The sequence below is a fragment of the Nostoc sp. CHAB 5836 genome (assembly GCF_020829445.1).
Classification (GTDB): Bacteria; Cyanobacteriota; Cyanobacteriia; order Cyanobacteriales; family Nostocaceae; genus Nostoc.
Genome location: NZ_JAIVFV010000126.1, coordinates 1 through 20,128 on the forward strand (window position 1 = coordinate 1; position 20,128 = coordinate 20,128).

A 20,128-nucleotide genomic window follows, 5' to 3' on the forward strand; every position below is an offset into this window, starting at 1 on the left:
ACTCAAGGTTGGTGGCATCCCGAAACTCATAGACATGGTTTTAGGAAAAGACAAATATTAACAGTCGGAAATGTTTTGGTTACTCTAATACTACCATATGTAGTCACAATTAGTGAAAAAAAGAGTGAGATTAAAAAAAGGTCATGCACTGAGCTTAATGAGGCAGATGGATGAATTTATTTTAAATTCGACTGGAGAGCGTTGTAAAACAATGGTTTCTCATCGAGATTACCTTTTACATGCCTACCGTGAAGGGCGTTTGAAATATGCTCAAGTTTTAGAAAAAAAACTTCCCATTGGCAGTGGTGCTATTGAGAGTTTAATTCGCCAAGTTGTCAATTTAAGAATGAAAGGAAATAGTAAATTTTGGTTGAAAGAAAATGCAGCAAATGTTGTTACACCTCCGTTGTCAATGGATCTGACTTTTCCTGTTAAGTCTCGAAAGGCTTGCTCAGAAAGGATTGTGGATAAAGCACAGTATATAGGGTATATTAATTACAATTTGGTGTTAAAGGTGACAAGCAATGCTGGATTGGTGGGAGAAAAATTTTGCGACCTGTGAGTTAGGCGATCGCAGATTGAATGAGCGTGCAATGTCATAAATGGTCAGTCCCTTGGTCTGTTGTGGCAAAAACTGTGGAATCGAGAACCAAAGCAGAAGCCACCAGAAAATGAAACCTCAACACAAAAGAAAAAACGACAAGCGGCAGCCCGAAAAGCATCAAGAAACCGTCCCTTTGAACTATTGAATCTTATAGATGGGTAGAAGCGCTCACCACAATAGAAAAGCTTGTAAGCAAGCACACACGAGTGGTTCATGCTTTTGATCGCGAAGGTGATATCACAGAAGTTTTCGATAAAGTTCGTCAACTTCAGCACACAGGAGTCGTAGTTCGTGCGGCTCATAACCGTAGTTTAGATTCTGATAGCGAGCGTCTCTGGTCTAAGTTGTCAGCACAACCCATCAGTTTTGAGCAGGAAATTGAACTAGCTAAAACTTGTAAACGTTCTGCCCGCAAAACCAAGCTAGCTGTACGATTTTGTCCTGTGAATCTCCGTACTCCCTACCGTTTTGACAACCGTGACCCTCTAGCCGTTTATGCCGTTTATGCCACAGAAGTTGATTGTCCAGAGGGTGAAACGCCTGTAAAGTGGATGTTACTAACCACGGAAGTTGTCGCAGATATCCAGATGGCTTCTACGATTTTACGTTGGTATTCTTACCGTTGGCATGTGGAAGAATATCACAAAATTTTCAAATCAGGTTGCCAAGTGGAACGATACAGACTTGCTGCCGATGGCATGAAAGCTTTAGTCGGCTTCTTGAGTGTAATTGCTGTGGAACTGTTGCAATTGACTTATCTACATCGTACCCAACCTTTAGCTTCAGCAATTGAAATTCTTAATCCCCTTCAACTCCGCGTTTTGAAAGCTAAATCTCCCAAACAACCCAAGGTGTTAACAGTTAGTTGGGCTGTTGAAGCGTAGGCGAAGCCCGTCGTAGACATCGCTCGTTTAGGGGGTTACTTGGAACATCGACATCAAACCCCTATTGGTATCCAGGTACTGTGGCGAGGTTGGTTAAAATTACACGACCTCTGTGAAGGGTGGAAGCTTGCTAGAGAGACTTAACGGGAAAAGTCAGGTTCCTGGATGGCGTGTTGGTCGTCACCTGTCAGCAAGACAATCATGCTTTTACCCTCCCGTTACTGCTCTTGTTGGCAGTTTTAATTAATACAGTCATTGGTTGTTGACTTTGGGTAGCTCGTTGCAGCATTTTAGCGTAGGCGTAGCCCGCCGTAGGCATCGCCTCTTTACTACTCTCAAACTTATTCAAGTAAGCTGGTGTAACCTCTAAAATTGCCTTGTCACCTTGCAATTTAACGAGATTTGCATGAGCCAACAGCTTTTGATTACTAGGTTTAGCTATATCCATCACAGAAAGCCAAATTTGAGCCAGGTGAGTAGTCTGGGCTGCAACTGTTGGTAACAGTTTGTCATCTACAGGTTTAGCTGTCACCTTGTTTGTGGTGTATAATCCAACTGTCGGTAGCAACTTGCCGTCATTGACAGGTTTGGCAGTTAGCGTCTTGGTTGCACTGACAGGCAATAAACTGGGTATCAGGTTCAGTAAGCAAACTTCTAGCCATACAGCAGCATTTACTGTGTACCGAAGATAGTTTTCTGCTTTTTGTAACTCTGTTAGGGACAAATTCAGCGTCTCGAAATTCCAGTGATTTGCTAAAACCTTGAGTTGAGCATAGCTAACACAACCAGTTAGCAGGGATTGCTCTTTGGGTGCAGACTTGATAATCAATAAATCTCGGTATATTTGCAGTAAATTAGAGAGAATCAATTTGGGCGTTTTACCAGAATCTACTAAAACTCTTGCTACTTGCAGCAAGTTAAAGGTGTTGTTGGTGGAAATTGCCTGTAAAATTGACATTAATTCTGTTTCTGTCACACCACCAGCGATTTCCATGACATGATTGGCAGTGATATCTTCATCTAAAAGACTCACCTGACCCAGTAATTGCAGTGCATCCCGCAATCCACCATCGCCCAGGCGTGCGATCGCTGTCAGTGCCTCCTCATCAATAGAGATAGATTCTGCATCTGCTACAATACTGAGGTGCTGCACAATTGCCTGAACAGACAAAGTGCGGAAATTAAACACCTGACAACGGCTGACAATGGTAGGTAACACCTTGTGCAGTTCTGTTGTGCAGAGAATGAAGACAACATAAGGTGGTGGTTCTTCAATACACTTAAGTAAGGCATTGAAGGCGTTACCAGTTAGACAATGGCACTCATCGAGAATAAAAATTCGGTAACGTCCTGCAACAGGTGCTAAGGTACTGCGCTCAATTAAAGCACGGGCATCATCTACACCATTATTAGAAGCAGCATCAATTTCACTGACATCTAGGCTATTACTGGTTTCAATTGAACGGCAGGATTGACAAATACCACAAGGTTGGTCAGTTGGTTTTTTAGTGTTGAGGCAATTAAGGGATTTAGCAAATATCCGAGCAGTTGAAGTTTTACCTGTGCCTCTAGAACCTGTGAATAAATAAGCTGGTGCAATTTGCAGGTATTTGACAGCATTAGTCAGAGCAGTTTTGATGTAAGGCTGTCCAACTAATTCGGCTATTGTCTGGGGTCGATATTTTTGATGTAGGGCGACTGTAGACATAGGATTTAATAACCTTAATTTGTCGCCCTTACCCCTGTTAAGGGGATGTAATTTTGAATCCAAAATAGGCTGATTTGCTCAATTTCAGTAAGATTTACCGATACCAAAAATTGAGTATGTCTAATTATTTAAAAGCTGAAACATGTGGAGAAGTTTATGGGATTTACAACCGAACTATAGCCATTTTAGAATTCATATTCTTGGCGCATAAAACGCTAAATTTATCTTTTTGACCTGCCTCCTTAAGCAGTAGCGAATTCTGTTAAACCTCGTTTACTGGGATGATGGAAACCCAAAACAATATCGGCTTGAGGTATTCCGGCTGATAGCAAATCATCAATAACACATAAATTAGTTGCATCTTCTTCCACCCAAACTTTGCCGTTTTTAATGCAGAGATAGATGATAATATACTGTATCTGCTTTTTGTCATCCCAGCCAAATCGAAACCAAAGATATTGATCTCTTGTTTCATCAAAAGCCAAGCGATCGCTTACTTCAACTCCCGTATCTTTTATAACTTGAGTATTAGTAGTTTCGTAATACTCAGTTAATATCTTCTTGATAGCATTGCGGTATTGCTCTAGCTTATCCATTGCCGAATTTCCTATTTTTAGATTCTAAAATACACTTTTCTCATTTCTCGCATTTTTTGATAAAATTGTTTAATGTTCGATAATCTGTGTAAATTCCTTGTAGAAAATTTTTCCAGCGACTTCGCTACTTGGTTGTTAGGTGAACCAATAGCCCTAACAGAGTTAAGTCCCAAAGAACTATCCATAGAACCAATTCGTGCCGATGCTCTCATCCTACGGCAATCCGAAGAAATAGTCCTACATATTGAGTTTCAAACTCAACCAGACAAGAATATTCCCTTTCGGATGACAGATTACCGTTTGCGGGTATATCGTCGTTTTCCGGGCAAACGAATGCATCAAGTAGTAGTTTATTTACAAAAGACTGATTCAGAACTGGTTCAGCAAACTACATTTACTCTGGAAGAAACATTTCACCGTTTCCAAGTAATTCGCTTGTGGGAACAACCAACGGAAATATTTTTGCAAACTCCCGGCTTATTACCATTTGCCGTTTTAAGTAACACTAGTAATAAAACCAACACCTTACAGAAAGTCGCAGCCCAGATAGATAATATTAGCGACCAAAGAACCCAAAGTAACCTTGCGGCATCTACATTTATCCTGGCTGGGCTAGTATTAGAAAAGGAGGAAATTCAGCGTTTACTACGGAGAGATATTATGCGCGAGTCAGTAACTTATCAATCAATCAAAGATGAAGGAAGTCAGGAAACTACTCAGAAAATTGCTGTTAAGATGCTCCAAGAAGGACTTTCCCCAGAAATGGTGGCGAAAGTGACTGGTTTGACGCTTGATGTGGTACAACAATTGCAAATTACAGAAGCGGAAAATCAAAGGGATTGAACACCAACCCTATCCAAAGCACTTTACAAAAATTAAGCGGGATGTATGAAAGCCACTTGGTTGACGTGAAAATAAAAATCCAAGCAAGTAGTTGTCATACCGTTTATTTATGAGGCTGCGCCAAATAAATCGGTCAAATAAGGCTTGGTACTTTCCTCAAAACCGATTATCTTTTTGGCGCATATTCACACAGAATTGGTATCAGAAATTGGCTGTATTTTCAGCAACCAATCCTACTTTAGTTAAGCATTTAGAGTGTACAGTGGCAGTAAGAATTGACGCATTTCCATTTGCAGTTCTGGATTTGGTCTATCTCCATAAGGAACCAACATGGCAGGATGATCTGATTGTTGCAAGTGCATTTTGATAGCAGAACTGGGAATTGCCTTGGCTGCTTCTACTAAATACTTGAGGTTAAACTGAATATTCAATGACATTTCTGATGGTAGATGAGCAGCAATAACCTGATCGCCTTTGCCAAACTCCCGTTCAATTGATAATCGTAACTGCTGCAAACTTCCATCAAACTGTAAGTAAATACCTTTCTCTTTTTTATCTGTTAACACAGCTAACCGTTCTAATGCTTTGACTAAGAATGCTTTTTCTAGGATTACTTCTCGGTCAAAGCTAAATCTTGCCAATAACTGTTCGCAGTCAGGGTAAGTTCCTTCCAAACATTGACATCTGAGGATAATATCTTGCCAAGCAAAACCCAAGCGATTACTTTGGGCATCATACAACAAATTAATGAATTCGACAGAATCATCCAAGTTACGCGCTAGTTCCTTGAGGACTCGACCAGGAATAGTAAATTGTATCTCTGAAGATTCTACTTGTTTGCGGGGTTTTCTACCAATTCCTTGAGTTGAAAGTTCAGTGGTTGCAACTCGATGCCCATCAGTACCAATAAACTTTAACTTCTCCTGTGTAAGTTGGATATGAACTCCGGTCAAGATATATTTATTTTCATCAGTGCTGACAGCATAAATCACACCTTTCAAACCATCTTTGAAAACTGTTGTTGGCAGAGGAATGGGAGTAGCATCAATTGTAGAACTAGGTGGAAATTCTTCAGCACTAATGCCTCTAATTTCATATTTTCCATCAGCATCAGATAAACTGAGAGAGCAGATTTTTGTTTGCTTCTCCTCATTAATAAGTTGTATAATCTGAGTCTGACTACTGAGGGCAATATTACCATTAGGGCAATGCTTAACTATCTCAAATAGCATTTCCACTGGTACAGTAATTTCACCCTTGAACAACACCTGGGCTTCAAAACTTGCCTGAATTGTTAATGCTAAATCAGTAACAGTTAAATGTATCTGTTGTGTTTCGATATCTGCAATGATTAGAGCATTAGCAAGAATTGGATGGGTAGGTTTAGCTGGGGTAGCACAACTAACTAGAGAGAGTGCATCGTGAAATTTAGTTTGTGAGCAGATTACCCCCATTCCTGATTCTATAAGTGGTTGAGAGTTTAACTCTGATTTGGCAGAACGTTTATTAGTACGCTTATTTGAGATAGGCTCAGTTGAAGTATCAGCATCTAGAGATGTACGTTTTTTCTTTTTACCTGTAGATATTTCTGGGATATTTGCTGATACTTCATTTTCGGCTTTAGGAGTAGCTGCACTTGTTGGTTTTGTCTGATTTGCAGGCTTTAACCTTTGTTTGTGTGCTGTTTGAGTCATGAGGATTTATTTATGGTTGCGTCATTGTTAGAAAGGTGACTGCGATAGCAGAAAATAAAGGATGTGAAGTTTTGAATCAGATGCTTTTATTCTGTGAGACATACGGAAGTTTACTGATATATCCCATTTAACCGCTCTCAGGTAAGCCTTTATTCTAATCTTAGCTTTCGGAGTATCCGGCTTTTCTCCTGAATTATTAAGTTCTACAAATGCCTCCAAAAGTTCTTTCCAATGCTTTTTAAACTGATGATTTTGCTGTTATTAGTAGATTCTTCTGTAGTGTTATCAGCCAGCACAGAATCAGTTTCCAACAAAGAGTTCAGCAGTGATAGTTGATGTTCAACATCTGCCACATCGCGATATATTCGAGATGGGTCTATTTTCATTCCTAAAGGTGTAGGAACGATTTTTAAATATTGGTTTAATGTCTCTAGATAATTTCTATTGGCAAATTGTCTTTGTGCTACATAAGGGCGCAAAATCTCCAGTAATTGGATAGCTCTTTTGATTTCTAGAGAATCAGAAGTACTATCAATTTGAGGTTGGCTTTCTCGATAGCCTTTCATTTTCTTCTCAGCCACGAGATTATGAAATTTAGAAACGGCTTGTTGATTATTACCAAAAGAGTGAACTTTTTGCTGAGATTTGTAGCCTACCCTACCCCACTCAACAGTTAGATTACCTTGCTCAACTTTTGCACTCCAGAATTTGTTACTGTTCTGAACCGCATCTACAAATATTAAGTAAATTTCCATATTTTTGACCTAATTCAAAGTAGTCTATTGCCATGTCAAATGAATATCTCAACAACAGATGTTCATTTGACAAAAGCTTCAAATCATTACTAATTTGGGAATACCTAATTAGTACGGAACCTAGAAGTACGAAGACCTTTCTTAGACACCTGCACAGGACTGGAAGCTGGTCGCGCAATCTTTGACCAAGACTGCATCCGCTCAACAGCAGCAGCATCTTGAACAGCTAAAGGGGTAATGTTTTGCTGGCAATTTTCTAAATCAGCCAGTGTAACCTGCTGAGGTCTTCCCTCATCGAAAGCCAGTAGAGCTGCTTCTGATGCCAGGGTTTCTAACTCAGCACCACTAAACTTGTCGGTGCTAGCTGCGATCGCCTCTAAATATTCCTGTGGAACTTCTATACCAAACCGTTCTAAGTGAATTTTGAGAATCTGGCAACGTTCCAACTCAGTAGGCAGGTCAACGAAGAAATTCTCGTCAAACCGCCCTTTCCTCTTGAACTCAATAGGCAGCGCTGTTGGGTCATTACAAGTTGCCACTACAAACACTCCCGCCGTACACTCAGACATGAAAGTGAGGATATTTCCCAAAATCCTTTGTGAGACTCCAGAGGTATCGCCATTAGCTGAAAGTGCTTTCTCGACCTCATCAATCCACAAGATACAGGGTGCAATAGCTTCAGCAGTCTTGAGTGCGCGGCGGACATTGCCCTCAGATTCTCCAACCAGGCTACCAAGCATCGAGGCAATGTCTAATTGCAGCAGTGGAAGGTTGAGTATGGTTGCAATGTTCTTTGCTACTATCGATTTACCTGTTCCTGGTGGCCCTGCCAGTAACACACCTTTAGGTTGGGGTAGATTTAGCGATGCCTGCGGCGAGCTTCGCTAACGCGCTTCTTTAGAAAATAATCGGCTGCGGCGTTGCAACCAATCCCGCAATAAATCCAAACCACCAAAGGGTATGGTCGCCAATTTACCCAATTCAATACCCATCTGAGACAGTAGGCGGGTTTTGTATTCGACAACCAAAGGGATGACCGTAGTATCAATTACTATACCTTTAGAAGTTAATCGCTCCTTAACAGTGAGCCGGAGAAAGTCGCTGATTTCCTCCAGCGTCAAGCCTAATGCTGCTCTTGCCAAGGTTTCTTTATCTTCAGTGGTGAGAGATACAGTAAAAGTTACCTCTTGCTCACTGGCAGATTCTTGCAAGTACAGTAAATATGATTCTAAGTGGTCTTGAATTTGCTCAATGCTGGGCAAAGGAACTTCACAACAAGGAATTAGTCTCAGCAGGGATTCGTGCAGTTGAATGTTTTGACCTAAAAATACAATTCGCTTTTCAGTCGGTTTGAGGCGATGGTACAAGTTTTTTACTCTGGTGAGAACTTCCCAACTCAATTGCAGAGAGTTTTTACCGACAAAAGGGTGAACATCTCCCAGGATAAAAACCCCATTACCGCCGAAATTATTGATGTACTCGAACACATATATTAAACCCACATTCCGCACCCTAACTGTCACAAGTTCATTAGTACTTAGCTAATTGCCAGTAAATAGTATTTTTGAACTATAAGGATAAGTGATATTTTAAAATTTAATGATAATATATCCTATTAAGTAAGTTGCAAGTTATCAACGGATGTGCGTTTGTTGCCATTCAATTCATGCGTAGCTTGCCGCCGTAGGCATCGCTACCATCGCCTCAACAAAGCTACAACAAAGCACCAGTGGCGTATAGCGCCACCGTGCATTTAACTTGCTACCAGTATTCAGCTACTGAAATTATTTGAAGTTTCATAAATCACTTATAGGACTTACGCATGAACTACGATTTTCCGCCATTACGTAGGTCGTGACGTAATCGCAAAGGTTGATTTTTCCTCACAAGTGCGTAAGTCCTAACTTATTTAATAAAAGCTTGCTGATTGAAAATAAACTTTGAGGTAGATCACATGTGAAGATTTTAACAGATATCGTTTATTGTGTTTTACTATCATGTCTAACTTCTTAGATATTGAAATTCAAAATATCGACCACTTGGGTATAATTGCAGGGATTATAGACTCCATAGGTTTGGTAGAAATTATTAATGAAATAATTGGGCATGAGCCAGGAGAAAAAGTAAGCCCAGGACAGGTAGTTAAAGCAATGATATTAAATGGACTAGGTTTTGTAAGCAGTCCTTTATATATGTTTCCAGAGTTTTTTAAAGATAAACCTTGCGAACATCTAATAGGAGAAGGAGTAAAAGCAGAATATTTAAATGATGATAAATTAGGTAGAGTAATGGATAAATCTGACCTCATAACCCAAAATGTCTGATTTTACTCTTTTTATCGAGAACAATCCTCCGTAAAAACCCCTTTGTGACAGTTAGGGTGCGGAATGTGGGTCATAAAATTCTTAAATCTGGTTGCAAGGCAGAAAGTTATCGCTTGGGTGGTCAGAGTATGTCAACAATGCTTGGTTTTTTGACAGTAATTGCGGCACAATTGCTGCGAATTACTTATTTACACCGTAATTCGCCACAAAGTCCAGCCAGCGTTGTGTTAACTAAAGTACAGATGGATGTCTTAATTACCAACACCCCACCGAAACGAAAAAATGGCGTAGAGTTTACGGTTGACTGGGAAATTAGAGCGATTGCTCGCCTAGGAGGATACTTAGAACATAGAAAAGGTACTGCTATTGGAATACAAGTATTGTGGAGAGGCTGGTTAAAACTAGAAACCTTGTGTCAGGGTTGGCTACTACATCAAAATCTGAAATTAATACATTAATTAAACATGGAGTGCAAAATACCGGAGGAATATGGTTCGCGAGTATAGATGGCGAACCACGGGAATTTTTGATGATGAAAGACCAAAATAAACCCTCACCCCAAGAAGAATTGTATCGGCGTATAGATCAAGTTGCTGACTTCAAAGAGCGCATTGAAGCTTTAGCCCGTTCCATTGAAACTCTTAACCAGGGTTTGAAAGATTTACTTGAAGAAACCTCTAAATACAGAAAATCATCGGGGAATGGTTCGCCACTTTAACTCGCGAACCATTCCTCCCTTTCCACATCCCGTGAAAAGTCAGGGATGCTGACGGGTTGAGTTTGGACGATAAAAGAGCGCCTTTGCTTGCTGAAGATAAATTAGGTGCTGTACCGACTGCCCAGCTAACAGCAGAGGAACATATTAAAAATAATCTGCCGGATGTGTTGAGTCGTTGGCAACTGCGGAATACTACGGAACGAGAGCGACCGCGCACGGCTCAGAGTTTTTGTGTACCCAAGGCTGATATTGCTGCTCAGGGGTATGATCTCAGCCTGAATCGTTATAAGGAAGTGGTGCATGAAGAGGTGGAACATCTCGCACCCAAAGACATCCTCGCTAATTTGGCAAGGTTAGAGGTGGAAATTCAGCAGGGGATGGAGAAATTGGAGGGGTTGCTGGGATAATTGTGTTTGCTAATCTTAAATTGACTGCGGCTGAAGTTTTGCAAGGATGAAATGTTATGAAAACGTTTGATGAACTTCGACAAGTCTTATCACTACAAAAGCAATCTCTCTGTGAAATTTATCAAATTACAGAAATCGGTATCTTTGGTTCTTATGCTAGGGGAGAGCAGACAGAAGCAAGTGATATAGATATTCTGGTTGATTATGAAACAGCACCTACTTTTATTATGTTGGTGGAACTTAGGGATTATTTAAGTCAGCTTTTTGGGTTGAAGGTAGATATTGTCACTAAGAACGGTCTTAAACCTCGGATTCGCGATCGCGTACTCTCTGATGCTATCTACATATAAGTTATATTATTGAGATCAAAAATTATGCAAATTACTTTAGACATACCTGATGAGATGGCTCGGAATTTAGAATCTCGCAAGGAAGATTTACCCCAGATTTTGGCTCTAGGATTGCGAGAAATTACTGCTAATCCTTCTACAGGTTTTTCTGGACTGACTGAAATTTTGGAGTTTTTAGCAAAGTTGCCATCTCCTCAAGAAATTTTAGCTCTCCGTCTTTCGCCTATGGTTCAAGCTGAAATTGATTCTCTCTTAGACAAAAATCGTACTCAAGGTTTAGATGAAAGCGATCGCTGTCTGTGGCAACATTATGAGTTTATTGAGCATTTGGTACGTCTTGCTAAAGCTCAAGCTCTGCTCAAGTTGCAACAAAGTGCATGAGTAAAACTTATATTCCTACCAATTTACGAAAAATTGTGTTGGAACGCGCTCAGGGGTGTTGTGAGTATTGTCTAATTCCAGAAATGTTGGTTTTAGCTACTCATCAGATTGATCATGTTATTGCTGAAAAACATGATGGTGCAACGGTGTTAGAAAATTTGGCGCTGTCCTGTTCGCTATGTAATCAGGCTAAAGGTAGTGATATTGCTTCAATTGACCCAGAATCAGGTGATACGGTAAGACTTTATCATCCAAGAATTGATGATTGGGCTGATCATTTTTTGTTTGAGGTAGAAAGCGGTATGATTCGACCTCTAACGGCAATTGGGCGTGTGACTGTCAAATTATTGCGAGTGAATCGTGCGGAGTATCTGCCTGTGCGTAAAATAATTGCTCAATTGAAATCAAATAAAAATGAATGAATTAGAGGATATGGTGGTACGTGAATATTGGCAGGTTGATGTTGCGGTGGTATGGGCTACAGTTCAGCATTCTTTACCATCACTAACAGCAGGGGAACATACTAAGAATAATCTGCCGGATGTACTTACTCGTTGGCAAGTGCGGAATACTACAGAACGAGAGCGACTCCGCACGGCTCAGAGTTTCTGTGTACCAAAGGTTGATATTGCTACTCAGGGGTATGACCTCAGTCTGAATCGTTATAAGGAAGTGGTGCATGAAGAGGTGGAGCATCTCGCACCTAAAGACATCCTTGCTAATTTGGCAAAATTAGAAGCGGAGATTCAGCAGGGGATGGAGAAGTTGGAGGAGATGCTGGGATGAAAGCTGGATGGATAAAACTCTCTTTTGTTGATGCAATCGCAGACGAATCAGGCGGGAATATAAAAACACCACAAAGTGAGTTTCTTCCTTATGGGCGTTTTGCGGTTGTAGATCAAGGTAAAAATTTGATTTCTGGTCATATAGACAACGAATCACACCTTTGCAAAGCGTCATTACCCGTTATTGACCGACACTTTAAATACCTGAAACGTAGCGATGTTTTACTTCCTCCCCCAGAAGAACAGAAGCGAATTACAGAGATACTTGATTGCGCTGAAGAACTCAGGTCTAAACGTCGGGAAGCGATCGCACAACTCAACACCCTCAACCAAGCCATCTTCCTAGAAATGTTCGGCGATCCAGTTACGAATCCAAAGGGATGGTGGCTACTCTACTTTAATGACCTGCTTTCAATGCCTTTACGTAACGGCTTATCACCATCCACTACAGGGAAGGTAACGAGCAAAGTTCTAACACTTTCGGCAATCACTGGAAATGCGTTTGATGAAAACGCATGGAAGACCAGTACATTCCAGTCTGTGCCGCCAATCAACCAACGTGTGGATCAATCCGATTTTCTAATCTGCCGAGGCAATGGAAATATTCAATTAGTAGGCAAAGGTTACTTTCCTACGCAGCAAATGCCAGAAGTGACTTTCCCTGACACAATGATTGCTGCACGGATTTTACCAGAAGTTATTGAGCGTCAATTCTTGCAGCATATTTGGAACTCAAGTGCAGTGCGCCGACAACTTGAAACATTAGCTAGGACGACTAATGGAACTTTCAAGGTGAACCAGACTATGTTGGAGGGTGTTTTGTTCGTTGTTCCACCTCTTTCGTTGCAAAGCGAATTTGCACATCGCGCCGAAGCTGTAGAAAAACTCAAAGCCGCGCACTGTGCCTCACTGTCAGAACTTGATGCCCTCTTCGCCTCCCTCCAACATCGCGCATTTAGAGGAGAATTATGACATGAACGCCATGCTGACCGAATTTACCCTCGCCAACTTCAAAAGTTACAGTACAAGCCGATTGCCCCTTGGATCGCTAACCGTACTAATCGGAGCCAATGCCGCAGGCAAAAGTAATGCCCTTGAAGGTTTGCGCTTTCTGTCATGGCTGGCACAAGGACAAAAACTCTCCAGCATTCAATATGCGGTGAATAGTGCAGAGCGCGTTGTACGCGGTCGAGTAAATGACTTGTGCCATCGGGGAGAGTCAAATTTTACCATTGGTTGCCGTTTAGACTACCCAGACTGGAACCAACTCGATATAACCCTGAATGTGCGTGACGGAGAACTGCACATCAGTAGTGAGCGAATCGTTGGCTCCACAAGTCAAGTGCCGCTATATGACCTAGATCAGCCTTCTCAAGGAGTAGGGACTGATGTTGGTGTCGCATATAACAACTTTACAAGGGGGAAGAACAAGCCACGAATAACGTGCAGCGATCAGATGGCTATATTCGTCCAATTAGACACCCCTGCCCATTTTGATCCAAAGTACCCCAAATCCCAAAAGATAATTCCTGAAACCGTCCGCGAATATCAACGAGTCTTAAAGAACATCCTGTTTCTAGATCCCGTCCCCGCCAGAATGCGCGAGTACAGCTTCAAATCTGATAAGCGATTACAAGAAGATGGTACCAATCTTTCCAGCGTCCTGTATCGCTTGTGGGAGAACCAAGCCGAAAATCAACAGGCAATTCTCAACTTTATCCAGAGTCTACCAGAACAGGCTATAGATGGGCTAGATTTCCTTTTCGGCCCACGGGATGAAGTGATGGTGCGACTAGCAGAAACCTTTGGCAATACCCGTCGCTATTGTGAGGCGGCATTGTTATCTGATGGGACGTTGCGGGTGTTAGCGATCGCGGCTGCTATGCTATCGGCACCCGTTGGTAGTTTAGTGGTAATCGAGGAAATCGACAACGGCGTTCATCCCAACCGCGCCCAGCATCTACTCGCCAGCATCCGGGATATTGCCGAGCGGCGGAAATTGCGGGTGCTGCTTTCTACCCACAACCCAGCCCTAATGGATGCCTTACCCGATGCGGCTCTCGGTGATGTAGTATTTTGTTTCCGCAATCCAGAGTCAGGAGATAGCCGCCTTGTACGGCTTGGGGAGATGTACGATTTCCCCAGTCTGATATCTCAGGGGCCGCTCGGTCAACTGGTAACTGCTGGGGTAGTGGATCGGTTCGTCAAGTCGCCGCACACACCTGAAGACAGAAAACACCAAGCTATGGAATGGCTGTCTCGTTTGCAGGAGTACGACAATGAGTAGTATCTGCCTGATAGATACCAGCATATTCCTCGAAATACTCAACGTCCCCAACTATAATCAGCATAGAGCATCAGTCCTCCAAGATTTTCAGACCTATGCTCAATCTGGCTGTACTTTTTTGTTGCCTATGGCGACGATACTCGAAACAGGCAACCATATTGCCCAGAACGGCGACGGCACAATGCGAAGGAAAACCGCCGAACGTTTTGTTAAAGAAGTTAAAGAAGCATTCACAGGCGTAGCCCCCTGGAGACCGACTACATTCCCGAACACCGCAGAGATATTGGAGTGGATTGACGACTTCCCCGATCTGGCTGGCAGAAATAAAGCTCCTCTTAAGTCAGAAGGAACCAGCTTTGGAGATATGAGCATCATTCAGGAATTTCGTAAGTCCTGTAATCTCTTCCAAATGAGTGAAGTGTTTATCTGGTCACTAGACAGCGATTTACAGAATTATCACCAAAGGGGAAAATAACTTAACCATCTCTAAGGATTGCTCAGAAGCGATCGCCGCGTCAATCTGCCTCTTATTTAGTGCATAAAAACTCAGAGCTTATCTTATCTCGACTTTATCCATTTTTGATTCAATCAAGCAGCGTAAACAGCAATATCTCTCAAACGCTCAAATAAAAGAAGAGGGACTTTTATCATTTGAGTGCTTTCGGAAGACGTAGAAAAAGTGCTAGCCCATAAAAATCGCCTAACTAAAGCCAGTGCATCGGAAAAAGTAGGCAAAGCTTTGGAGTACCAAATTGTTTGTTTCATTGTCCAAGAAAAATTAGCTTGTAAATGGTCTGCCTCTCATCACGACCAAGGAAAATAATCCCAGCAATGTAGGTGTTGTACGAGCAATTGACTGGTCTGACCATTGCCGTTGAGTTTCCATTCCTATACTGTTGACTGTAACGTTCCGATGGTGCAAGCACTGTGAGGAAAGGTAATGCCCAGACTCGTTGTGCCCAAGAAATTTCAACTAACAGCATCATTGATAACCATCGCAAGCCGCTAATCTTCACAACTTGACTGTTACTTGAACGTACTGGGTCTCGATATATTCCTTTTGCCTTAATTTTCTTGCCTTTACGGCGTTCAATCGTATCATCTATTCCCATGATGATTGGCCCGCTTGGTGAAAACACTGTTACCATGAGCATTAATAAAATTCGGCTTGCTTCCAAACTTGACCATACTGCACGATTTAATACACGATGATAATTTTGGAAGTGTTCCTCCTGATTCAGTCCCATGACTACAAGTACCGAAGTAATGGTACGTTTACCTGTTGTTAAAATCGCTCCCATTACTAAAGTTTGGACATGACACCAGACTGGCTTGGTAAACAGCACCCTAAACGGTAGTAGGATACTGGCGATTTCAAATGGTATTGTTGTATTCATGGGAAGATACACACAATTATCCTTCAGCCTCAGTCTATTGCTCGTTTCACCACTATTCACCAAGACTGTATTTAAATGTTATGTATGCAATAAAACCCACATCTTTTAGCGATCGCCTAAATTTGTGATGACCCGTAGAGAAAAATGGATAAAGTCGAGCTTATATCATGTCCGGATAATCGCTTACGATAAAAAAAGAGAGTAAAAATATGACTTATGCCAAAACGGATCACTATAGCCGAGCATTCAAATATCTCTGAATTAGAGCAACTTTACAAGCAAGCTAAAGACGGAATAGAAAGTCGTCAGTATCAAATTATCTGGTTACTAGCACAAGGAAAGGACACAGAGGAAGTAGAGGAAATAACAGGTTACAGCAGAACCTGGATTTACACATTGGTAAAAAGGTATAACGAGTTGGGCATTTCTGGCATTGGCGATCGCCGCAGTCAAAATCAAGGAGCAAAAGCGTTGGTAGACGACATACAGCAAGCCCAGCTATGGCAAGCTTTGCAAGAAACAGCACCAGATGGGGGGTTATGGAATGGGCGAAAAGTTGCCAACTGGTTGAGTGAAGTCACAGGAATAGAGATTAGCCGACAAAGAGGATGGGAAATATTACGGCAAATGACTTTTAGACTGCGAGTACCTCGCCCATCTCATACAGGAAGTGACCCGTTTGAGCAAGAAGCTTGGAAAAAAAACTAGCTACACAAGTCGAACAACTCCAAACCACTTACCCGGATGCGGAAATTCAACTTTGGTGTGAAGACGAACATCGTTTGGGACTCAAGCCAATTATTCGGCGGATTTACGTCCCCGAAGGGGAAACACCAATTGCTAATGTCAACTGGAGATTTAAGTGGTTATGGTTGTATGCATTCGCACATCCTAAGACCGGAGAGACAAAAGGCGTGGATTCTCCCCTACGTCAATACCAAACTGTTTAATCTGGTTTTAGAAGACTTTGCTCGTGAGTTCGGCTTAGGTGCTAATAAACACATTCTTTTAGTTGTTGACCGAGCAGGGTGGCATACCAGCCATGATTTAGAGCTTCCAGAAGGTCTACATTTAACACTTTTACCATCTCATTCACCCGAATTACAGCCCGCAGAAAGACTATGGACAATAGTAGACGAACCAATTGTTAATCAATCGTTTGAGACACTCGATGATTTGGAGGAAGTTTTATTCCATCGTTGCCAATCTTTACTTCAACCCCACATTCCGCACCCTCAACAAATATTTGGGAAACATATACAAAGGTTTAGATACAAATCCTAACCCGTTCAATATCATGGCTTTGACTACATGACCTGGGCTGACTTTTTCTCCTTCTTGTTCACCTATTAATTCATTTATTGTTTCTACTAATCCTATCGAATCTATGATTCCTGCTACTATCCCTAGATGGTCTATGTTCTGAATTTCAATGTCTTCTGCATTTAAGATCACAACAGTATTCTCCATTACTTCTGTTGCAATTCTCTCATTTATCTTTTTGTTATCAATTATTTTTTTCACTATGAAGTTTTCCCTTTGTTGTGTCTTCATCACAAAACTTCCTCTTTTCGCTAAATCCTCTAATTAATGCTACGTTTTCTCATTAACTCTCTTGATTTTTGCGTCTAAATTAGTTCTTATGTACTACTGCATCAGCTTTTTATTGATGTGTGACAGTTAGGGTGCGGAATGTGGGTTAAAGATATTTTGTAAATCCCAACAAATAACCGAATGTTGGTATTTCAACCAAAATCTGCGATAAACTCCTTTTTAGGATGATATACATTTCGGGAGCTTTACGTATGTCTGCAATCAACGTAAAGGAAGATCCCCAACTATCGAAAGTTGGTAAAATTGAAAATGCTGACCCTAAAAATATTCAGCATACCGTTCGATATACACAGCTATCCCACGAACCGGGAGCAACGCGATTTTGTGAGGTCGGGCAAAAAAAGGTGCGATCGCTAAAAACTAGCTTCGGTACAGAAAAATATTTATTACATTTTACAAAAAAAAGGGAACAGGGAAGAGGGAACTCTTAACAGATAAGAAACTAAAGTTTCAGAGTTTAAAGCTCAGTCAAAAAAAAAGATGTTTTTTGAGCAGAGAGTGCCACGAAAAAAACAGTGTCATTATTTCAATCTCATGTTTAAAAACCATGAGTTTTTCCTGTTCCCTTTTCCCCGTTCCCTGTTCCCTCTGAATACGTGTATATACATAAGAAAACTTACAAGACCTAATATATCATCAGGTGCGGGAAAATTTGTAATGGCAAGAATTCAGGTAAGATTTCCTTTTAGCAATAATTTTGAGATTGGGGATGCCTACCTTTATGGAAAAATGTATACATGCAACTCTAGATTTAAGCAAATCATTGTCAGTCTTTAAAGATGATATTAAGAAACTTTTAGAATTGAAAAATATCAATGAATGGAATGGACAAATTGTTAGAGAAAGAGAAGAAGAAATTAGACAGGCTGCGTTAGTCTTAACAGGTCAATGTATTGCAATATTTATTTATAATCTTTCTCAATCAGACTCGGCTCATCATACAGCAGTTATTCAAACCCAAGGGTGGCAGTATCCCAAAACACAAAAACACGGTTATACCAAGCTACAAATACTAACAATTGGTAATGTTTTAGTTACTCTATCTTTGCCATACATGGTAACAAAAATAGAAAACAACAAGAATAAAAATGAATCTAAAAATCAGGGATTTTGTCCGTTTTTAAAATGGTTAGGTATGTCAGAAGGTATTACCCCTTTAGTCTGGTCAACAATTGCTAAGTATGGTGCGATAGCGAGTTCGTTTGATGCAGCACGAACAACGCTAACAGATTGGGGAATAAATGTTAGTTTAAAACGAATTGAACGCCTGACCTACCTTTTTGGTAAAATTGGTATTAATCTTCGCCAATCAAAGATACTAAACCTGGAGCTTGGGAACTTATCTAATAGTAATGTTCTGAAAAATCAACGAGTTGTCATTGCTGTAGATGGGGGAAGAACTAAAATTAGGTTTAATAAAAAAGGTAGGCGCAGTGAAAAAACAAATCGTCATGGCTTTGTCGGTGAATGGATGGAGCCAAAGCTACTAACAATTTATGTAGTAAATGAACAAGGTAAAAAAATTAGGACATCAGCAATACCTATTACTAATGATGGCACATATTCAGGTTATCAAGAGTTTCTCAAAATTTTAGAAATGTATTTGGTTAATTTGGGTATAAGTCAAGCCAAACAGGTATTATTAATTGCCGATGGTGCAGAATGGATATGGATACATATTCCCCCTTTATTGAAAAAGCTAAAATGCCCATCTGAAACTTATCAATTATTAGATTTTTATCATGCCGCATCACATTTACAAGACTTTGCTGATGCTGCTTTTAGCACAGATAATGAGCGTCGAGTATGGTTTAAAAAAGCTCGAAAAACTTTAAAGAAAGGTCAGACATTAGATTTAATGAGAAACATGAGCGTATTTATCTCTGAGGCAACTGGAGAGCGCTGTAAAATTGCAGATATTTTTGGAAACAATCGTCAAATGACTCGGCTTAAGGCACTAGCAGACTTACTTTTACTATGTTGAGGTAGAGGACATCCTTGTGCCTCTAAGAACAAGCCCAACATTGCTTCGAGATTTTCTTTCTGGTAGACAGAAGGCATCAGCGATAGTAGGGTGTAAACTAAATTTTGGGCGTGGGCAAGAATTGAAACCATTTTTCTTGCTGATAAATAAGATGAATCACGCCCTTTTTCTCATGTTTTTGGTTATAAAAGCAAATAACGGGACTTAAACATTTTTGAGTCAGAAACAAGCCTCAAAACCATACGGGGCAAGGGAAATACACCAAATGCCGAAAAACGCCTGAAACCCAGACATATCAAGAAACTAGGCAAAACGATGTCCAGCTCCCTCTATATATACATTTGAGACTATTTTGCCCGTGTTTTTTGTCTAAGTCCTGATAAGGGCAATTTTTGAAATTAGCGATCGCCTGAATAAGCAGAAGTCCCTCTTTTTACGTATTTCACTGTTTAGATAGTAATTTATTTGGCATATACTTACGTAATCTTTTTCTCAAACTGATGTAATTTTTCTGCACGTTTTATTCGCTAGAAAAGGAGCTAATAATTGGAAACCTCGCTAGCTAGCTACCCACTTTCGACCGCATCGACCATGAAGCGCTGCTAATAAAATTAAATACATTCCCCACCAGAGGATAGCGGGAAGGATGGGAGCCGCGTCTCTTGAGAGCGCGGGGGAAATCCGACTCGTGCGAATTTATTCGCCTCCAATATTATCAACCATGATGAGGATCATTGATATACCGTTCTATAGTGTCAGCAGCAACGTTTCCAGCAGTTGAAAAAAAATAGCTGCTA

Annotated in this window: 18 protein-coding genes and 8 pseudogenes; 18 read left to right on the top strand and 8 right to left on the bottom strand. The window is 40.9% G+C overall.

Annotated features, from left to right (window positions below; all coding sequences use genetic code 11):
• Positions 1 to 130: 130 nt before the first annotated feature.
• The 3 genes and pseudogenes from LC605_RS22170 to LC605_RS22180 all read left to right on the top strand — a co-directional run.
• Positions 131 to 419: pseudogene (locus LC605_RS22170) on the top strand (ISLre2 family transposase); the annotation flags it as partial.
• A gap of 105 nt (positions 420 to 524) precedes the next feature.
• Positions 525 to 602, top strand: coding sequence for a transposase (locus tag LC605_RS22175; protein ID WP_229549707.1), 78 nt, complete (start codon positions 525 to 527; stop codon positions 600 to 602).
• 2 nt (positions 603 to 604) lie between these two features.
• Positions 605 to 1,632, top strand: a pseudogene (locus tag LC605_RS22180) (IS4 family transposase); the annotation flags it as partial.
• A gap of 55 nt (positions 1,633 to 1,687) precedes the next feature.
• Here the strand turns inward: LC605_RS22180 and dnaX are convergent.
• On the bottom strand, positions 1,688 to 3,196 hold the full coding sequence (gene dnaX, locus LC605_RS22185; RefSeq protein ID WP_229549690.1) for a DNA polymerase III subunit gamma/tau: 1,509 nt from the start codon (positions 3,194 to 3,196) through the stop codon (positions 1,688 to 1,690).
• A gap of 242 nt (positions 3,197 to 3,438) precedes the next feature.
• A complete protein-coding gene (locus LC605_RS22190) occupies positions 3,439 to 3,792 on the bottom strand; it encodes a XisI protein (RefSeq protein WP_229549691.1) in 354 nt (117 codons plus the stop codon).
• A gap of 72 nt (positions 3,793 to 3,864) precedes the next feature.
• On the opposite strand from LC605_RS22190, the gene LC605_RS22195 reads away from it, so the two are divergent.
• On the top strand, positions 3,865 to 4,635 hold the full coding sequence (locus LC605_RS22195) for an Rpn family recombination-promoting nuclease/putative transposase (RefSeq protein ID WP_229549692.1): 771 nt from the start codon (positions 3,865 to 3,867) through the stop codon (positions 4,633 to 4,635).
• 242 nt (positions 4,636 to 4,877) lie between these two features.
• On the opposite strand, the gene dnaN is transcribed toward LC605_RS22195, so the two are convergent.
• The 3 genes and pseudogenes from dnaN to LC605_RS22210 all read right to left on the bottom strand — a co-directional run.
• Positions 4,878 to 6,329, bottom strand: coding sequence for a DNA polymerase III subunit beta (dnaN, locus tag LC605_RS22200; RefSeq protein WP_229549693.1), 1,452 nt, complete (start codon positions 6,327 to 6,329; stop codon positions 4,878 to 4,880).
• 203 nt (positions 6,330 to 6,532) lie between these two features.
• The gene (locus LC605_RS22205; RefSeq protein WP_229549694.1) at positions 6,533 to 7,084 is read right to left on the bottom strand and encodes a WGR domain-containing protein; all 552 of its coding nucleotides are present in this window, start codon (positions 7,082 to 7,084) and stop codon (positions 6,533 to 6,535) included.
• Positions 7,085 to 7,188: 104 nt separating this feature from the next.
• A pseudogene (locus LC605_RS22210) lies at positions 7,189 to 8,580 on the bottom strand (AAA family ATPase); the annotation flags it as partial.
• Positions 8,581 to 9,081: 501 nt separating this feature from the next.
• On the opposite strand from LC605_RS22210, the pseudogene LC605_RS22215 reads away from it, so the two are divergent.
• From LC605_RS22215 to LC605_RS22265, 11 genes and pseudogenes are all read left to right on the top strand, one after another.
• A pseudogene (locus LC605_RS22215) lies at positions 9,082 to 9,381 on the top strand (DUF4277 domain-containing protein); the annotation flags it as partial.
• A gap of 71 nt (positions 9,382 to 9,452) precedes the next feature.
• On the top strand, positions 9,453 to 9,866 hold the full coding sequence (locus tag LC605_RS22220; RefSeq protein WP_229549695.1) for a hypothetical protein: 414 nt from the start codon (positions 9,453 to 9,455) through the stop codon (positions 9,864 to 9,866).
• Positions 9,867 to 9,937: 71 nt separating this feature from the next.
• Complete coding sequence (locus tag LC605_RS22225) at positions 9,938 to 10,126, top strand: hypothetical protein (RefSeq protein ID WP_229549696.1); 189 nt, start codon at positions 9,938 to 9,940, stop codon at positions 10,124 to 10,126.
• 62 nt (positions 10,127 to 10,188) lie between these two features.
• Entirely contained in the window at positions 10,189 to 10,533 is a 345-nt protein-coding gene (locus LC605_RS22230; protein WP_229549697.1) for a hypothetical protein, read from the top strand.
• 56 nt (positions 10,534 to 10,589) lie between these two features.
• Positions 10,590 to 10,883, top strand: a complete 294-nt coding sequence (locus LC605_RS22235) for a nucleotidyltransferase family protein (RefSeq protein WP_229549698.1) — start codon at positions 10,590 to 10,592, stop codon at positions 10,881 to 10,883.
• Between the two features lie 24 nt (positions 10,884 to 10,907).
• Entirely contained in the window at positions 10,908 to 11,264 is a 357-nt protein-coding gene (locus LC605_RS22240; RefSeq protein ID WP_229549699.1) for a hypothetical protein, read from the top strand.
• Positions 11,261 to 11,686 (top strand): HNH endonuclease, encoded by a 426-nt coding sequence (locus LC605_RS22245; protein WP_229549700.1) that lies wholly within the window; start codon positions 11,261 to 11,263, stop codon positions 11,684 to 11,686. Before LC605_RS22240 ends, LC605_RS22245 begins: the two co-directional genes overlap by 4 nt.
• Positions 11,679 to 12,050: a DUF86 domain-containing protein gene (locus LC605_RS22250; protein ID WP_229549701.1), complete on the top strand. Its 372-nt coding sequence runs from the start codon at positions 11,679 to 11,681 to the stop codon at positions 12,048 to 12,050. Before LC605_RS22245 ends, LC605_RS22250 begins: the two co-directional genes overlap by 8 nt.
• Positions 12,047 to 13,021, top strand: a complete 975-nt coding sequence (locus tag LC605_RS22255) for a hypothetical protein (RefSeq protein ID WP_229549702.1) — start codon at positions 12,047 to 12,049, stop codon at positions 13,019 to 13,021. The genes LC605_RS22250 and LC605_RS22255 overlap by 4 nt, the downstream gene beginning before the upstream one ends.
• A 1-nt stretch (position 13,022) precedes the next feature.
• On the top strand, positions 13,023 to 14,336 hold the full coding sequence (locus LC605_RS22260; RefSeq protein WP_229549703.1) for an AAA family ATPase: 1,314 nt from the start codon (positions 13,023 to 13,025) through the stop codon (positions 14,334 to 14,336).
• Positions 14,329 to 14,811 carry a type II toxin-antitoxin system VapC family toxin gene (locus LC605_RS22265; protein WP_229549704.1) on the top strand — a complete coding sequence of 161 codons (483 nt, stop codon included), beginning with the start codon at positions 14,329 to 14,331 and terminating at the stop codon, positions 14,809 to 14,811. Before LC605_RS22260 ends, LC605_RS22265 begins: the two co-directional genes overlap by 8 nt.
• A 286-nt stretch (positions 14,812 to 15,097) precedes the next feature.
• Here the strand turns inward: LC605_RS22265 and LC605_RS22270 are convergent, their stop codons facing one another.
• Positions 15,098 to 15,733, bottom strand: coding sequence for a transposase (locus LC605_RS22270; protein WP_229549705.1), 636 nt, complete (start codon positions 15,731 to 15,733; stop codon positions 15,098 to 15,100).
• A 216-nt stretch (positions 15,734 to 15,949) separates the two neighbouring features.
• On the opposite strand from LC605_RS22270, the pseudogene LC605_RS22275 reads away from it, so the two are divergent.
• Positions 15,950 to 16,945 (top strand): annotated as a pseudogene (locus LC605_RS22275) (IS630 family transposase); the annotation flags it as partial.
• Positions 16,946 to 16,975: 30 nt separating this feature from the next.
• Here LC605_RS22275 and LC605_RS22280 read toward each other — a convergent pair.
• Positions 16,976 to 17,185 (bottom strand): annotated as a pseudogene (locus LC605_RS22280) (DUF4277 domain-containing protein); the annotation flags it as partial.
• A 353-nt stretch (positions 17,186 to 17,538) separates the two neighbouring features.
• Between LC605_RS22280 and LC605_RS22285 the strand changes: the two are divergent.
• Both LC605_RS22285 and LC605_RS22290 read left to right on the top strand, forming a co-directional pair.
• Complete coding sequence (locus LC605_RS22285; protein ID WP_229549706.1) at positions 17,539 to 17,778, top strand: hypothetical protein; 240 nt, start codon at positions 17,539 to 17,541, stop codon at positions 17,776 to 17,778.
• A gap of 290 nt (positions 17,779 to 18,068) precedes the next feature.
• Positions 18,069 to 19,256 (top strand): annotated as a pseudogene (locus tag LC605_RS22290) (ISLre2 family transposase); the annotation flags it as partial.
• Positions 19,257 to 19,285: 29 nt separating this feature from the next.
• Here LC605_RS22290 and LC605_RS22295 read toward each other — a convergent pair.
• Positions 19,286 to 19,462: pseudogene (locus LC605_RS22295) on the bottom strand (IS701 family transposase); the annotation flags it as partial.
• Positions 19,463 to 20,128: the final 666 nt, after the last annotated feature.

Coding starts and splice junctions, on each gene's coding strand:
- LC605_RS22175 (WP_229549707.1), top strand. CDS start 525: ATGCTGGATTGGTGGGAGAAAAATTTTGCGACCTGTGAGTTAGGCGAT.
- dnaX (WP_229549690.1), bottom strand. CDS start 3,196: ATGTCTACAGTCGCCCTACATCAAAAATATCGACCCCAGACAATAGCC.
- LC605_RS22190 (WP_229549691.1), bottom strand. CDS start 3,792: ATGGATAAGCTAGAGCAATACCGCAATGCTATCAAGAAGATATTAACT.
- LC605_RS22195 (WP_229549692.1), top strand. CDS start 3,865: ATGTTCGATAATCTGTGTAAATTCCTTGTAGAAAATTTTTCCAGCGAC.
- dnaN (WP_229549693.1), bottom strand. CDS start 6,329: ATGACTCAAACAGCACACAAACAAAGGTTAAAGCCTGCAAATCAGACA.
- LC605_RS22205 (WP_229549694.1), bottom strand. CDS start 7,084: ATGGAAATTTACTTAATATTTGTAGATGCGGTTCAGAACAGTAACAAA.
- LC605_RS22225 (WP_229549696.1), top strand. CDS start 9,938: ATGATGAAAGACCAAAATAAACCCTCACCCCAAGAAGAATTGTATCGG.
- LC605_RS22235 (WP_229549698.1), top strand. CDS start 10,590: ATGAAAACGTTTGATGAACTTCGACAAGTCTTATCACTACAAAAGCAA.
- LC605_RS22240 (WP_229549699.1), top strand. CDS start 10,908: ATGCAAATTACTTTAGACATACCTGATGAGATGGCTCGGAATTTAGAA.
- LC605_RS22245 (WP_229549700.1), top strand. CDS start 11,261: ATGAGTAAAACTTATATTCCTACCAATTTACGAAAAATTGTGTTGGAA.
- LC605_RS22250 (WP_229549701.1), top strand. CDS start 11,679: ATGAATGAATTAGAGGATATGGTGGTACGTGAATATTGGCAGGTTGAT.
- LC605_RS22255 (WP_229549702.1), top strand. CDS start 12,047: ATGAAAGCTGGATGGATAAAACTCTCTTTTGTTGATGCAATCGCAGAC.
- LC605_RS22260 (WP_229549703.1), top strand. CDS start 13,023: ATGAACGCCATGCTGACCGAATTTACCCTCGCCAACTTCAAAAGTTAC.
- LC605_RS22265 (WP_229549704.1), top strand. CDS start 14,329: ATGAGTAGTATCTGCCTGATAGATACCAGCATATTCCTCGAAATACTC.
- LC605_RS22270 (WP_229549705.1), bottom strand. CDS start 15,733: ATGAATACAACAATACCATTTGAAATCGCCAGTATCCTACTACCGTTT.
- LC605_RS22285 (WP_229549706.1), top strand. CDS start 17,539: ATGTCTGCAATCAACGTAAAGGAAGATCCCCAACTATCGAAAGTTGGT.